Annotated in this window: 12 protein-coding genes; 6 read left to right on the plus strand and 6 right to left on the minus strand. The window is 67.0% G+C overall.

The genetic code is table 11. From position 1 onward, the window contains the following. The first annotated feature begins 735 nt into the window (after window positions 1–735). The 4 genes from frmR to fghA all read left to right on the plus strand — a co-directional run bounded on the left by frmR (window position 736) and on the right by fghA (window position 3553). The gene (gene frmR, locus ACTJJK_RS06440; protein WP_031370984.1) at window positions 736–1011 is read left to right on the plus strand and encodes a formaldehyde-responsive transcriptional repressor FrmR; all 276 of its coding nucleotides are present in this window, start codon (window positions 736–738) and stop codon (window positions 1009–1011) included. Window positions 1012–1098: 87 nt separating this feature from the next. Further along, window positions 1099–2208: an S-(hydroxymethyl)glutathione dehydrogenase/class III alcohol dehydrogenase gene (locus ACTJJK_RS06445; RefSeq protein ID WP_440729792.1), complete on the plus strand. Its 1110-nt coding sequence runs from the start codon at window positions 1099–1101 to the stop codon at window positions 2206–2208. An 8-nt stretch (window positions 2209–2216) separates the two neighbouring features. Continuing rightward, window positions 2217–2525 carry a hypothetical protein gene (locus tag ACTJJK_RS06450; RefSeq protein ID WP_223621455.1) on the plus strand — a complete coding sequence of 103 codons (309 nt, stop codon included), beginning with the start codon at window positions 2217–2219 and terminating at the stop codon, window positions 2523–2525. Window positions 2526–2722: 197 nt separating this feature from the next. Then, a complete protein-coding gene (gene fghA, locus ACTJJK_RS06455; RefSeq protein WP_223621501.1) occupies window positions 2723–3553 on the plus strand; it encodes an S-formylglutathione hydrolase in 831 nt (276 codons plus the stop codon). A 55-nt stretch (window positions 3554–3608) separates the two neighbouring features. Here fghA and ACTJJK_RS06460 read toward each other — a convergent pair whose 3' ends face one another. Continuing rightward, window positions 3609–3953, minus strand: coding sequence for a hypothetical protein (locus ACTJJK_RS06460; protein WP_031370988.1), 345 nt, complete (start codon window positions 3951–3953; stop codon window positions 3609–3611). 93 nt (window positions 3954–4046) lie between these two features. Then, the gene (locus tag ACTJJK_RS06465) at window positions 4047–4847 is read right to left on the minus strand and encodes a helix-turn-helix domain-containing protein (protein ID WP_440729793.1); all 801 of its coding nucleotides are present in this window, start codon (window positions 4845–4847) and stop codon (window positions 4047–4049) included. Window positions 4848–4966: 119 nt separating this feature from the next. Between ACTJJK_RS06465 and ACTJJK_RS06470 the strand changes: the two genes are divergently transcribed. Then, on the plus strand, window positions 4967–6388 hold the full coding sequence (locus ACTJJK_RS06470; protein WP_440729794.1) for an FAD-binding oxidoreductase: 1422 nt from the start codon (window positions 4967–4969) through the stop codon (window positions 6386–6388). Further along, a complete protein-coding gene (locus ACTJJK_RS06475) occupies window positions 6385–7263 on the plus strand; it encodes a class I SAM-dependent methyltransferase (RefSeq protein WP_440729795.1) in 879 nt (292 codons plus the stop codon). The genes ACTJJK_RS06470 and ACTJJK_RS06475 overlap by 4 nt, the downstream gene beginning before the upstream one ends. Window positions 7264–7357: 94 nt before the next feature. On the opposite strand, the gene ACTJJK_RS06480 is transcribed toward ACTJJK_RS06475, so the two are convergent. The 4 genes from ACTJJK_RS06480 to ACTJJK_RS06495 all read right to left on the minus strand — a co-directional run bounded on the left by ACTJJK_RS06480 (window position 7358) and on the right by ACTJJK_RS06495 (window position 13379). After that, the gene (locus tag ACTJJK_RS06480; protein ID WP_440729796.1) at window positions 7358–10822 is read right to left on the minus strand and encodes an amidohydrolase family protein; all 3465 of its coding nucleotides are present in this window, start codon (window positions 10820–10822) and stop codon (window positions 7358–7360) included. 453 nt (window positions 10823–11275) lie between these two features. Beyond that, on the minus strand, window positions 11276–12220 hold the full coding sequence (locus tag ACTJJK_RS06485; RefSeq protein WP_440729797.1) for a DegV family protein: 945 nt from the start codon (window positions 12218–12220) through the stop codon (window positions 11276–11278). 98 nt (window positions 12221–12318) lie between these two features. Next, entirely contained in the window at window positions 12319–12945 is a 627-nt protein-coding gene (locus ACTJJK_RS06490) for a 2-hydroxychromene-2-carboxylate isomerase (protein WP_223621449.1), read from the minus strand. A gap of 29 nt (window positions 12946–12974) precedes the next feature. After that, window positions 12975–13379 carry a DUF1761 domain-containing protein gene (locus ACTJJK_RS06495; RefSeq protein WP_031370995.1) on the minus strand — a complete coding sequence of 135 codons (405 nt, stop codon included), beginning with the start codon at window positions 13377–13379 and terminating at the stop codon, window positions 12975–12977. Window positions 13380–13575: the final 196 nt, after the last annotated feature.

The raw sequence follows: 13575 nt of genomic DNA on the forward strand, positions 1-13575 counted from the left end.
GGGCTCTCCTTGCAAGGGCACAGGCCACGAGTGCGATGCTGTCGCCGGGATTTTTCGATAGGACATCCTTGTCCTATCGAGAAACGCCGCACGTCCTGTGCGGCGCCCTCCGGGTCTCCAGGTGTTCTCGCGAGTTCGTCGCTGCGCCAAGCTCTTTAGCAACAGCAACAGCAACAGCAACAGCAACAGCAACAGCGGTCGTTGAACTGCCGATACTGATTTTGCTGTTGCTGTGCGCAGTCTAGGCCTCGCGAAGGCTGAAGAAGACCCGGAGGGCGGCGTGCAAGGATGCGCGCCGTTTTTCATCGGGACAGGGATGTCCCGTATGAAAAATACCGGCGTCGGCATCGCTCGTGCGGGCCTGTGATTCAAAAGAAAAGCATTTTTCTTTGGTTAGCTTTCTTTTGTTGCTTATGACAAAAGAAAGTAACCCGCCGCTTTAGTGGCGGAAGCTTTTGGCGTTTGATCTTCTTCTTGAGCCGATCTTGCTTTAGCGCTGCGCGGCAAGACCATCGCAGCGCGGTCGCGACATACGCCGGCCCTACGGAGGACCTCGGTAGCGATGCGAGATCGAGGCATGGCGGTCGCGGCTCGCGCCGCTCCTACCCTGGGCGCGCTGCAGCCCTGGGCGACACCGCCCCGCAGCCCGACCAAATCGGCAATCCCAAATCCACCCGGTGCCTGATACTATCCCCCAGTATGGTAACCGGCCCGCCGTGGCCGCCGAGGTGCCGCATGCCGCATTCGCCCGCCGAGAAAAAACGCGTCCTGGCCCGGGTGCGCCGCATCAAGGGCCAGACCGAAGCCCTGGAGCGCGCGCTGGAGCAGGGCAGCGAGTGCGCGGCGGTGCTGCAGCAGATCGCGGCCATCCGCGGCGCCATCAACGGGCTGATGTCGGAAGTGCTGGAAAGCCATATCCGCGAAGAACTCGGCCAGGCCGCGTCGTCGCAGAAGAACCGCAGCGCGAGCATCGACGAAGTCGCCGCGTTGGTGCGCTCGTACCTTAAATAGAGACTCGATCGAACACCGCCGCGTCGCCCGCCCGCGACGCCGCACACCGCATCCCTCCCGCCACACGGGACGTCATTGGAGAACGCCATGAAAAGCCGCGCCGCCGTCGCCTTCGCCGCCGGACAACCCCTGCAGATCGTCGAGATCGACGTCGAGCCGCCGCGCGCCGGCGAAGTGCTGGTGCGCATCACCGCCACCGGCGTCTGCCACACCGATGCCTTCACTCTCAGCGGCGACGACCCGGAAGGCCTGTTCCCGGCCGTGCTCGGTCATGAAGGCGGCGGCGTGGTGGTCGAAGTCGGCGAGGGCGTCACTAGCGTCAAGCCGGGCGACCACGTGATCCCGCTGTATACGGCCGAATGCCGCAAGTGCAAGTTCTGCCTGTCGGGCAAGACCAACCTCTGCCAGGCGGTGCGCGCGACCCAGGGCAAGGGTGTGATGCCGGACGGCAGCAGCCGTTTCAGCTACAACGGCCAGCCGATCCATCACTACATGGGCTGCAGCACCTTCAGCGAATATACGGTGGTCGCCGAAGTCTCGCTCGCGGTGGTCAACCCCGAGGCGCCGTTGGAAAAGGTCTGCCTGCTCGGCTGCGGCGTCACCACCGGCATCGGCGCGGTCCATAACACCGCCAAGGTCCAGCCCGGCGACTCGGTCGCGGTGTTCGGCCTCGGCGGCATCGGCCTGGCGGTGATCCAGGGCGCGGTGCAGGCCAAGGCCGGGCGCATCATCGGCGTCGACACCAATCCGGGCAAGTTCGAACTGGCGAAGAAGATGGGCGCGACCGACTGCGTCAATCCGAAGGACTTCGATCGCCCGATCCAGGACGTGTTGGTCGAGATGACCGACGGCGGCGTGGATTTCAGCTTCGAGTGCATCGGCAACGTCAACGTCATGCGTTCGGCGCTGGAGTGCTGCCACAAGGGTTGGGGCGAATCGGTCATCATCGGCGTCGCCGGCGCCGGCCAGGAGATCAGCACGCGTCCGTTCCAACTGGTCACCGGGAGGGTTTGGCGCGGCTCGGCCTTCGGTGGGGTCAAGGGCCGCACCCAGTTGCCGGGCATGGTCGAGCAGGCGATGAAGGGCGAGATCGACCTCGACCCCTTCATCACCCACACCCTGCCGCTGGAACGCATCAACGAAGCCTTCGACCTGATGCACGAGGGCAAGTCGATCCGGACCGTGATTCACTACTGAGCGCGGCGATGAAGCACGTCCAGGTCGTCGACGGCGCCGATAACTGCGTCTACGACGTGTATGCGATCGACGACGAGGGTTTCCGGTGCTTGTTTCCCGACGGGCAGGACGTCGCTTTCATCGATGAAGTGCTGGCCAGAGGCGATCCGGACAGGCTGGATGCCGTATTCGAACGGCTCTGGAAACAGCGAGTGGCCAAGCACGAGATCATCGGCCTGCACGGCTTGCTGTTTTATGGGTTGGAGCACAAGAAGGCTTACTATCCCGACCGCACCGATGCCGGCGCGATCAATCCGAACGGATCGAGCTTGCGTTGAGGTTGGGATGCGGCGGTGAGGCAGCGGCCCTGACCCAACCCTCTCAGCTTTGCACTTCTTGCGGTCGCAGCAAGTGGGAGAGGGAGCTGGAAGCGAATCAGTGCGGACGCTTCCTGCTCCAGCATGCGGCGCAAGCGTAAGGCTGAGAAGGCGCCCCGCAGGGGCCAATGAAGGCCAACAAGACCACCGAGGACGCCATGGAAAAAATCGAATCGCACGCTTGTTTCGGCGGACGCCAGGAAGTCTGGAGCCACACCGCGACCACGCTGGGCTGCCCGATGCGCTTCGGCGTATACCTGCCGCCGCAGGCCGAGCACGAAGACTGCCCGGTGCTGTACTGGCTGTCGGGCCTGACCTGCACCGAGCAGAACTTCATCACCAAGGCCGGCGCGCAGCAGTACGCGGCCGAGCACGGGTTGATCCTGGTCGCGGCCGATACCAGCCCGCGCGGCGAGGGCGTGCCCGATGCCGAAGGCTACGACCTGGGCCAGGGCGCGGGGTTCTATCTCAATGCGACGCGGCCGAAGTGGGCGGCGAATTTCCGCATGTACGACTACGTCGTCGACGAGTTGCCGGCGCTGGTCGACGCGCATTTCCCGACCACCAGCGCTCGGGCGATCAGCGGCCACTCGATGGGCGGCCACGGCGCCTTGATGATCGCGCTGAAGAACCCCGGTCGCTATCGCAGTGTGTCGGCGTTCTCGCCGATCGCCGCGCCGTCGCATTCGCCCTGGGGCGAGAAGGCGTTCACTGCCTATCTCGGCGAAGACCGCGAAGCGTGGAAGGCCTGGGATGCGACGGCCTTGGTCGGCGGCGCGCGCGAAAAACTGCCGCTGCTGATCGATCAGGGCGGCGAAGACGAATTCCTGGCGCCGCAGCTCAAGCCCGAGCTACTGCGCGTGGCCTGCGAAGTCGCCAAGCACCCGCTCGAACTGCGCATCCGGCCCGGTTACGATCACAGCTATTACTTCATCGCCAGCTACATCGGCGAGCACATCGCGCATCACGCACGCGCCTTGCACGGCTGAGCCGGTCTCGCCGTTGCGAACCGCGACGGCGCCGGGAATACCGGTACCGCCGCGCTCAGGCGGCGGTGACGTCGCGCAATTCCCAGCCGCTGCCGGCGAGCAGGCGCAGGCGATGCTTGATGATCGCGCCGGACAGCCCCGTGGTGATGATCAACTCCACGTGCAGATCGCGCTGAGCGCCGCGCGCCGAGGCATTCGGATCGGTCGCGCCCAGCGTGGGGTCGACCTCGTCGGGCTCGGGCTGCTTCGCGCGCCAGCGCTCGAACAAGCCGTCGCTGCGCAGCGCGGTCTGCAATTGCTCGGCGAAGCCTTCCGCGCTGACCGCGGTGAACGACAGCGAGGCGTCGCTGCCGCGTGCGCGTTGCGCATCGGGAAGGCTGATGTAGTAACGGGTGGCCATCATGGCGTCTCGTGCGGGGATGCGGCTAGCCTAGGCCGGCGAACATTGTTGGTTTGTGAACACGCGGGGTTCAGTTAGTAAGCGGCAGTCCGTTCAGCGGGCCGCTACGCGGGCTCGTCGTCCGCCCCGGCCTTGCATGGGCGCATCGCGCTCGTCCGCATACTCGCTGCGTAGTGTCTCGATCAGCGAATAGACCCAGGGCCGCGTGGCCAGCAACAGGCCGACGCTGCGCCGCTTCGACGGCGGCAGGCTGAGGTCGAGCTCTGCGGCTTCCTTGAACTCCGCCTGCAGGCGTTCCAGCTTGCGCCGCAGCACCGCCAGCGAGGCCGCGCCCAGTTCGCGGATGTCCAAGGCCAGCAGAGCATCCGACGACTGGAATCCGTCGAGCAGGAACTCGCGGCTGGCCGCGCCCAGGTAGCGTGCGCGCACGGGACCGTCGTCGCGCCAGGAGAAATCGCGCGGCACGCGCAGGCGCACCTTGTCGCCGGGCAGCAATTCCGCCAACGCCAATCGGTCCAGGCGCGCCAGCAGGCGGGTGAGTTCCGGCGCGCTCAGGCCGAAGCCGGCGCGGATCGCATCGGTGCGCCAGCCCTGACAAAGCAAGTGGAACACGGTCATCAGTCGCGGCGACCGCGCCAGTTCGGCTTCCTGTTTCGGGCTCAGATGGCGGGTCTCGTCGCGCGCACCGCGCGCACGGCGTGCAAGCTCGAAGAAGTCCAGGTCGAGCACGGCGCAGATGCGCTCCAGCCGCTCCAGGTCGATGCGTCCGTTCGACAGCAGGCGTTTGACGGTGGGCTCCGACAGGCCCAGCGCGCGGGCCAGGTCGGCGTAGCGCCAGCCGCGTTCCTTGAGCACGGTCTTGAGCGCAGCGAGCAGGCGTTCGCGTTCGGCCATGGCGGGAAGGTGCGGGCAGTCGGGATGCCGGGGATCATAATCCGATACCTGATCCGGCGGGGTTGCGATTTTCGATACCGGCCGGCCAAGGTGGACCGGCCTCGTCAACGGTATCCGTCATGTCCGCCGCTATCGCACCGCTCTCCGCGCCGACCCTGCACCTCAACGACGTCCACTCCGGCCTCAACCGCACCGCCGTCGCCGGCCTGCTGCAGCCGCGCAGCCTGGAACAAGCCTGCGTGGCGGTGCGCGACTGCGCGCGCCTGGGCCGTTCGACCATCGCCGTGGGTGCGCGCCATGCCATGGGCGGCCAGCAGTTCCTGTCCGGCGGCTGGCTGCTGGACACTTCGGGACTGGACCGCATCGTCGATTTCGACGACGAGCGCGGTCTGCTCACGGTCGAAGCCGGCGTGCAGTGGCCGGCGCTGCTGGAATGGCTGGCGCGGCATCTGGGCAACAGCCGCGGCTGGACCATCCGCCAGAAGCAGACCGGCGCCGACGGCTTCAGCCTGGGCGGCGCGTTCGCATCGAATATCCACGGCCGCGGCCTGGCCTACGCTCCGTTCGTCGAAGACGTCGAGTCGATCGTGCTGATCGACCATCGCGGGGATGCGCGCATCGCCGACCGCGAGCGCAATGCCGAATGGTTCGCGCTCGCCGCCGGCGGCTATGGCCTGTTCGGTCTGGTCGCGCGGCTGACCCTGCGGCTGGTGCCGCGCACGGTGCTGCGGCGCGAGGTCGCACTGCTGCGGGTCGGCGAGTTGATGCCGCATCTGCAGGCGGCGATCGCCGAGGGTTGCAGCTACGGCGATTTCCAATTCGCTATCGACCCGAACAGCGACGACTTCCTCGATCTGGGTATCGCGTCCTGTTATCGGCCGCTCGCCGACGCCGCACCCGACGCCGCACCGCGTCATCTCGGCGGCGAAGATTTCGCCCGCTTGCTGTGCCTGGCGCATACCGAGCCGAGCCGTGCCTTCGCCGAATACGCGGGTTTCTACCTGGCCACCGACGGTCAGCGCTATGCCTCCGACAGTCAGCAGGCCGGCGTCTACCTGGACGGCTACCACGCGAGCGTCGACGCGGCACTGGGGCATTGCGGCTCGGAGATGATCACCGAGCTGTACGTGCCACGCGCGCGTCTGGCCGAATTCATGGCCGCGGCCGCCGATTGCCTGCGACGCCACCGCGCGCAGCCGATCTACGGCACCGTGCGGCTGGTGTGCGCGGAACGCAGCAGCATGCTGGCCTGGGCGCGCGAGGACTGGGCCTGCATCGTGTTCAATCTGCACGTGCGCCATGATCCGGCCGGACGCATCGCCGCCGCGGTCGCGTTCCGCGCCCTGATCGACGAGGCCCTGGCCTGCGGCGGCAGCTACTACCTGACCTACCATCGCCATGCCACGCGCGATCAGGTCGAGGCAGCCTATCCGCAGTTCCGCGAGTTCCTGCGGCGTAAGCGCGAGCTCGACCCGGACCGGCGTTGGGACAGCGACTGGTTCCGCCATCACGAAGCGCTGTTCGCGCGAGCCGGCGCATGAGCGGCCTGCCCATGAGCAACGTGTCCACCGCGATGCTGGTCGCCGCCGCCACCGTGCAGCACGGTTACGGCAGAGTCGAATCGACGCCGCAGGCGCAACTTGCCCGGGCCTGCCTGGAGCGCTGCGGTACCAGCGGCCGCGGCCTGTTGCGGCTCGTCGATGGCGCGCTGGGGCGCGCCTGCCTGAGCGCGCTGGAAACGCTGGCCCTGCCGGGCTTGCGCGGGCACTACGCCTGGCGCAAGCGGCGTATCGCGCACTGGGCCGACCGTGCTTGCGCGGACGGCGCGGCGCAGGCGGTGTTGCTCGGTAGCGGCTACGACGGCCTGGGTTGGCGCCTGGCGCAGCGGCACCCGATACTGCGAGTGTTCGAACTCGACCGCACCGATAGCGTAGCGATCAAACGCGAGGCGTTGCGCCAGTTGCAAGCGGACATGTCGCGTTTGCGGCTGCTGGGGACCGATCTGGAGCGCGACGATGCGCTGGGCACGCTCCTCGCCGATCCCGCTTTCGATCCCGATCGGCCGACCCTGTGCGTGGCCGAAGGCGTGCTGATGTATCTCTCGTCGGCGCGCGCGCAGCACCTGCTGCGCGGATTGGCGCAGGGTCTGCCGCATCCGATCCTGATCGCCACGGCGATGGAACCGTGGTGTGGCCGGCCGCGCTTCCGGCGCGAACGGCCGTGGGTGCGCGGTTGGTTGCAGCGGCGCGGCGAGCCGTTCCGCTGGGGCTGCGAGCGCGGCGCGATCGGCGCATGGCTCGGCGAGTGCGGCTGGATGCTGCGCACGTTGGTCGAACCGGGCGACCCGGAGGATCCCGATCCGAGTCCCGGCGAATGGCTGTTCCTGGCCCATTGCGCGGCGGCACCGCCGCGTTAATCCGACTAAGTGCGCGGGGCGGCAGGGCCGCCGCGCTGGTTCCGAAGTTCCGACTAAGAGTGCGCGGCGGCTCCGCCGCCGCGCTGGTCGCGCCTCAGTCTTCGTGCGCTGCGTGCGCCTCGTGCGGGCCATGTCCCTTCGGGCAATGGCAGACCGAGGTCGGGCCGAATTCGATGCCGAAGGTCTGGCCGTCGCGATGGCGCTGCCAGTAGAAGTTCGGCGCCTTCTCGCCCAGATTGCCGAGTTCGGCCATGTCGGCATCGACGTCGAACAAACGCCCGTCGACCATCACATAGCGGGTGTCGATGGTTGCGCGGATGTTCTCCAGCGGATTGCTGTTGAGCACCACCAGGTCGGCCTTCTTGCCGGCTTCGAGCGAACCGAGCTGCTTGGACAGGCCGAGATAGTCGGCGCCGTCGATGGTGGCCGCGCGCAAAGCCTCGAAGTTGCTGAAACCGCCCTGCGGCAGCATCCAGATTTCCCAGTTCGCCGACAGGCCCTGCAATTGGCCGTGGCCGCCGACCTGGATCTTGACGCCGGCGTCGCGCAGCTTCTTCACCGACTTGGCGACCTGCACATGCCAGTAATCCCAATCCGGCGCGGTCTCGCGACGGATCGAACGCGCGTCGAGGGTTTCGCGCGGGAAGAAGCGGTTGAGCTTCTTGTCTTCCCAGACGTTGTCGCGCGCATACCACCAGTACTCGCCGGACAGGCCGCCGTAGCTGACCACCAGGGTCGGGGTGTTGCGCACGTCGGTCTGCCGCCACAATTCGACCACGTCCTTGTACAGCGGCGCGACCGGGATGTTGTGCTCGATGCCGGTGACGCCGTCGAGGATCATCGGCATATTGTGGTTGAAGGTCGAACCGCCTTCCTCGACCACCAGCATGCCCAGCTCGCGCGCGGCCTGGTTGATCTGCTGGTGCTGTTCGCGGCGCGGCTGGTTGTAGCTCTTCACCGAAAACGCACCGTTGGCCTTCATCCGGCGCAGGTGGCTGCGGGCGTCGTCGATCGAGTTGATCACCGCCTTGAAGTCGCCGTCGGCGCCGTACAGGATCGTGCCGGTCGAGAACACGCGCGGGCCGACCATCTTGCCGGCCTTGAGCAGCTCGGCTTCGGAGAACACGAACTCGGTGGTCGCCGAGGGGTCGTGCATGGTGGTGATGCCGAAGGCGAGGTTGGTGTAGTAGGCCCAGTTCTGCTGCGGGACTACACCTTGGCCGAAATGCGCGGCGTGCGCGTGCACGTCGACATAGCCCGGCAGGATGGTCTTGCCGGTGGCGTCGATGACGCGCGCGCCGGCCGGCACCGCGACCGCGCCGCTGGCGCCGACCGCTTCGATCTTGTCGCCGCGCACCACCACGGTGGCGTCCTCGATCACTTCCTGCGCGGTCTCGGCGTTGCGCATCGTCACCACGCGAGCGTGGGTGAAAGCGACGGTGTCGCGCGCTGCGTACACCGGCAGGTCGAGGCCGACGCGCACGCCGGGTTCGTCGGCCGACGGTTTGGCCGGCGTCGCCGGCGCGCCCGGCAGGAAGGCGAAGGCCTGGTTGAGCGGGCGCGAGTAATAACGATCGCCGACCATCCAATGCAGCGACTTCGAGTCGGCGGCCCAGTGCAGGTAGCTGCCGACGTCGGCGCTGACCGGCGTGACCGGCATCGCCTTACTGTCCTTGCTCAGTTCGACCGAGCTGCCGGTGGTCATCAGCGGCGCGACATAGGCGTTGAACAGCTCGGTGAACGCCACCCACTTGCCGTCCGGGCTGATGCTGACCGAGTCGACGTACTTGAGGTTGTAGACCTCGCGCGGCTCCTCGCCGTGCAGGCCGACCGACATCAGCTTCTTCTTCAGGCCGCCGCCGGTGAGGTAATACACGCGGCTGCCGTCGGCGCTGAACTGCGGCGCTTCGCCGTTGTCGGCGATGCGGGTCGGCTTGCCGCCGTCGGCCGACATCACGTAGATGCCGCGATCGGCCGACCACAGGCTGCCGGTGAGACCGCCGCCGCCGGTCTTGGCGTAGACGATGCGCTTGCCGTCGGGCGAGAAGCGCGGGCCGTAGTAGAAGCCCTTGTCCTGGGTCAGGTGCTTGCCGCCGCCACCGCCGGCGCTGGCGACGTAGATCGCGCTGAGCGCTTCGTCGGACCAGGTCGTGTACAGCAGTTTGCTGCCGTCGGCGCTGAAGCTGGGCTGGTATTCGTAAAGGTTGTCGTTGCCGGTGAGGCGTTCGGGCTTGCCGTCGGGCAGGCGCTTGCGCCACAGATGGCCGACGGCGTGGAAGATCAGGGTCTTGCCGTCGGCGCTGGTGGCGACGTCGCGGATCATCTTCGGCGCGAAGCGGCCTTCGTCGAGTTTCTGTTCGAAACGCAACGGCTCGGCCACGGTTTGTTCGATCGACGCCTGGAACGGAATCGCCTCGGGCTTGCCGCTGGCGATGCCGACGCGCCACAGCTTGCCCTGCGCCCAGATCACCACCGACTTGGAGTCGGGAGTCCAGGAGAAATTCGCGTACGGCCCGAAGATCGCCCAGGCTTCCTGCATGTCGTGCGACAGCCCGTCCCAGACCGGGCGGGTTTCGCCGCTGGCCAGGTCGAGCACGTGCAGCACCGACTTGTCGCGGATGCGTTTGACGAAGGCCAGCGACTTGCCGTCCGGCGAGGGCTGCGGCCGCACCGCGCCGCCGGGCGTGCCGATCACGGTTTCGCTCTTGCCGGTTTCGCGGTCGAAGCGCTTGATCGCGTAGACGGTGTCGTGGACGTTCTTGTTGTACTGGAAGGCCGGGCCGGCGCTGACGTCTTCGGAGTAATAGACGTAGCGGCCATCCGGCGACAGCGCCGGTTCGCCGAGGTCCTGCTGGTCGTTCTTCTGCTTGGTCAGTTGCAGGCCGCCACCGCCGCCGGCGGCATGGTAGATCCACAACTCGCCGGCGCCGAGCGAACGCTCGCCGGTGAAATGCTTGCGTCCGACCAGGAACTGGCCGTCCGGCGTCCACGCCGGGTTGTTGAGCAGGCGGAAGTCTTCCTTGGTCACCGCGACGGCGTTGCTGCCGTCGGCCTTGATCCGCCACAGGTTGTTGCCGCCGCCGCGGTCGGAGGTGAAAGCGAGTTCGCGGCCGTCGGGCGACCAGCGCGGTTGCACGTCCCAGGCCGGGCCGCTGGTGATGCGCTTGGCCTGACCGCCGCCGATCGGCAGCCGGTACAGATCGCCGAGCAGCGAGAACACGATTTCGCGACCGTCGGGCGACACGTCCAGGTCTATCCAGGTGCCTTCGTCGGTGTCGAAGCGCACGGTCTTGGTCTGGCCGTGCGGCGCCGAGACGTCCCACTTCTTCTCGTCCTTGTCGCCGGGCTTGCCGACGCCCTTGGCGGTCTGCGCCGAAGCGCGCGCCGGATCGGTGCCGGCGGGTTTCAGCGCGTCCTGTTCCAACTGGGCGGCGGGCGCATCGCCTTGTTTCTCGCCCTGTTTCTTGTCCTGCGGTGCGGGTTGCGGCGGTGTCTGGGCATAGGCCGGGACGGCGAGCGCGCTGGCGAGCGCAAGGGCGAGCAGGCGGTGATTGGGCATCGAAGCGGTTACCTGGGGCTGACGATGGTTCGAGCCTAACCCGCACGCATGCCTCGACACCTGGGCTAAAAGTCGTGCTTGGTGGGGTATGGCGAGATGTCGCTGTCGCCATGCCGTGCGAGCAAAGCAAATCTCCCCCAACCCCTCTTTGCCAAAGAGGGGAGTGCTGGCGTCGGGTCGGGGAGGATGAACTTCTTTCGAGCTGCATCGCTGCGCAAGCAAGGGATGCTGGCGGCTAGCGGGGCCGAACTGCCGGCTCTCGAATGGAAGCCGTGGACCTCGTGTAACTGATGCTGCTTTCGAAGCAAGAGCGACGGCGGGCCGGTTCTAATGCGTCGACGAGGTGTCGTTGCTCCCGGCAAAGCTAATCCGCTCCCCTCTTTGGAAAAGAGGGGTTGGGGAGATTTGCTCTTGGCGCCGCCGCATCCGCATCGGCGCTCCAGCCGCGCCCGCTCAGCCCTTGAAGTCGGCCTGCTCGGCGGCGAAGCCGACCACCACCGCGCCCTTGCCGACGTTGACCATGCCGGTCAGGCTCATGACGCTTTCGAACAGCTCGACGTTGCTGTTGCGGCAGGCTTCGCGCAGGCGCTCGTAGCCGGGCAGGGCGTGCAGTTCGGCGAGTTCGCCGCCGTAGCTGACGCACACCGTCGGCGTCAGCAGCCCGGTCTGGGCCTTGTGCGCGGTGAACTCGAACAGCTTCTGCGCGGCGTTCTCGTAGCCCTTGATCTTGGCCACCGGGCCGGTCTCGCCGCGGTTGCAGTGCAGCACCGGCTTGATGTCGAGCGCGGTGCCGAGGGTGGCGCTGAGGAAGCTGACGCTGCGGTCGCCGCGCACGCGGGTGCGCGCGCGCAGGTAGTTGAGGTCGCGCGGGATCAGATAGCCGTGGGTGTGCAGGGCCAGATACTCCAGACGCGCGCGGATCTTCGGCGCGCCTTCGCCGGCAGCGCGCAGGCGCACCGCTTCGACCGCGGTGATGCCCTGGGCGGCGAACAGGTTGAGGGTGTCGATCACCCGCAACGCGAACGGCGTGTTGATGCCGGCCGCCGAACGCACCGGCTTGTAGTCGTTGAGGATCGCGAAGCTGGCCTGATTGGCGTTCTCGTAGACCGGGCTGCGGGTCTTGGTGATCGTCATGCAGAACACGTAGTCGTAATCGATCACGAGCTGGCTGACGAACAGGTCGCGCACCTGCTGCACGGTGAAGGGCGTGGTCTCGGCCTCGAAACCGCGCTCGGCAAGGTGCGTGTGCAGGAATTGCAGGGTGGCCTGTTCGTTGCGATGGTCGGCCAGTACCGCCTGGCCGATGCGCACGGTGATCGGCAACAGATGGATGTCGTGCCGTTCCAGATATTCCAACGGCAGATCGCAAGCGGAGTCGACGACGATTCCAATGCGCATGTTCCCCCCCGGGTAGGGCGCGTGGTGATCGGATAGGACCGCAGCATACCTTTTTGAGACATGAGTCACGCGTGAGCGCGCTCCGGGGCTTGCGTCGTTCAGGCGCGGCGACGTATCCCCACCGGCAGTTGCTTCAAACGCTGCATCTCCGGGTCGTCGAGCAATTCGGGATGTTGCAGTGCGTCAAGAGCGAAGTCGTGGGCATCGTTGCCCCAAAACAACTCATCTCCAATGCTCAACGTAGGGACACCGAAGACACCGGCCACCAAGGCGGCCTCGGTGTTGTCGCGCAGCGCCGCCTTGATTGCGTCGGCGCCGAGCGCTTCGGCCTCGACTCCGAGCGCATCGATCACCGGTGCCAGTGCTTCGACGCTGTCGCCGGCCTCGCCGCGCCGCCAGATCCAGTCGAAGATCGCATCGACCGCCTCGGGGGTGGAGCCGGCGACCAGGCACAACCGCAGTGCGGCGAGCGGGTTGAACGGATGCGCCGGCGGGAAGCGCAGGGCGATGCCTTCGCGCCGCGCCTGCCACAGCACGTGCCGGTAGGTGAACTCGCGTTTGCCGACGATTTCGGCCGGGCCCTTCTGGCCGCGCGCCTCGAGCACGGCGCCGAATGCGACCGGCACCAGCTCGATCGCGCGCTCGCGCACCATCGGCCTGAGCTTCTGCCACTGCAGGTAGGAGAACGGCGAGATGAAGTCGAAGTACCAGCGCAGCGTGGTCATGGTCGTCGGGTCTCTTATGGCCGGCGCTGTTACTTCCAGGCGCCGAGGATCAGGCCGTACAGGGCGAACTGGAGGATGTGGTAACCGGCGTCGATCATCCACAGCATCAGGCTGCGCTGGGCGAAGGCGTAGTTGATGCCGAAGCTCATCGAGACGAAGAACAGCCCGACCACGAAGCCGACCCCGAAACCGTCAGCGGCATTGGCGCCGGGCGGCAGGAACACCGCGAACATCAGCGCGGCGAGGAAGCTGCAGGCGATGGCGGTGGCGAACACCCGGCCGGGGTGGCCGGGCTTGGCATCGGGATCGACCCCGGCTTCGCGGCACCAGCGCTTCTTGAACAAGGGCCCGTACCAGAGCCCGCCGAGCAGGAAGGACGAGGCGGTCGCCGCGAGGATCGCCAGCCAGTTGAGTTGCAAGAGGGATGCGGTCATCGCGGTGTTCTCCGGGTGTTGGGGTGAATCGGCACCGACCGATTCCCGGTGCGCGATGTCGCGCGGCAGCTCGCCGCAGCGGGCTCGGGGAAGGGGCGGGACGGGCGGCGATCCTTCGTCGGCCGACGACAGGATACGCCTGGGTCATCGGAGGCGGTGGCATGGGCCATGCCCGCGGACCGCCCCCTTGTAGGAG

Origin of the sequence: Lysobacter sp. 22409 (assembly GCF_052045105.1) — a bacterium.
GTDB classification, from domain to species: domain Bacteria; phylum Pseudomonadota; class Gammaproteobacteria; order Xanthomonadales; family Xanthomonadaceae; genus Lysobacter; species Lysobacter antibioticus_B.

Excerpts from the sequence above, each read along its gene's own strand:
- ACTJJK_RS06450 (WP_223621455.1), top strand. The coding sequence starts at position 2,217 with ATGAAGCACGTCCAGGTCGTCGACGGCGCCGATAACTGCGTCTACGAC.
- ACTJJK_RS06465 (WP_440729793.1), bottom strand. The coding sequence starts at position 4,847 with ATGGCCGAACGCGAACGCCTGCTCGCTGCGCTCAAGACCGTGCTCAAG.
- ACTJJK_RS06475 (WP_440729795.1), top strand. The coding sequence starts at position 6,385 with ATGAGCGGCCTGCCCATGAGCAACGTGTCCACCGCGATGCTGGTCGCC.
- fghA (WP_223621501.1), top strand. The coding sequence starts at position 2,723 with ATGGAAAAAATCGAATCGCACGCTTGTTTCGGCGGACGCCAGGAAGTC.
- ACTJJK_RS06485 (WP_440729797.1), bottom strand. The coding sequence starts at position 12,220 with ATGCGCATTGGAATCGTCGTCGACTCCGCTTGCGATCTGCCGTTGGAA.
- ACTJJK_RS06490 (WP_223621449.1), bottom strand. The coding sequence starts at position 12,945 with ATGACCACGCTGCGCTGGTACTTCGACTTCATCTCGCCGTTCTCCTAC.
- ACTJJK_RS06460 (WP_031370988.1), bottom strand. The coding sequence starts at position 3,953 with ATGGCCACCCGTTACTACATCAGCCTTCCCGATGCGCAACGCGCACGC.
- ACTJJK_RS06480 (WP_440729796.1), bottom strand. The coding sequence starts at position 10,822 with ATGCCCAATCACCGCCTGCTCGCCCTTGCGCTCGCCAGCGCGCTCGCC.
- ACTJJK_RS06470 (WP_440729794.1), top strand. The coding sequence starts at position 4,967 with ATGTCCGCCGCTATCGCACCGCTCTCCGCGCCGACCCTGCACCTCAAC.
- ACTJJK_RS06495 (WP_031370995.1), bottom strand. The coding sequence starts at position 13,379 with ATGACCGCATCCCTCTTGCAACTCAACTGGCTGGCGATCCTCGCGGCG.
- frmR (WP_031370984.1), top strand. The coding sequence starts at position 736 with ATGCCGCATTCGCCCGCCGAGAAAAAACGCGTCCTGGCCCGGGTGCGC.
- ACTJJK_RS06445 (WP_440729792.1), top strand. The coding sequence starts at position 1,099 with ATGAAAAGCCGCGCCGCCGTCGCCTTCGCCGCCGGACAACCCCTGCAG.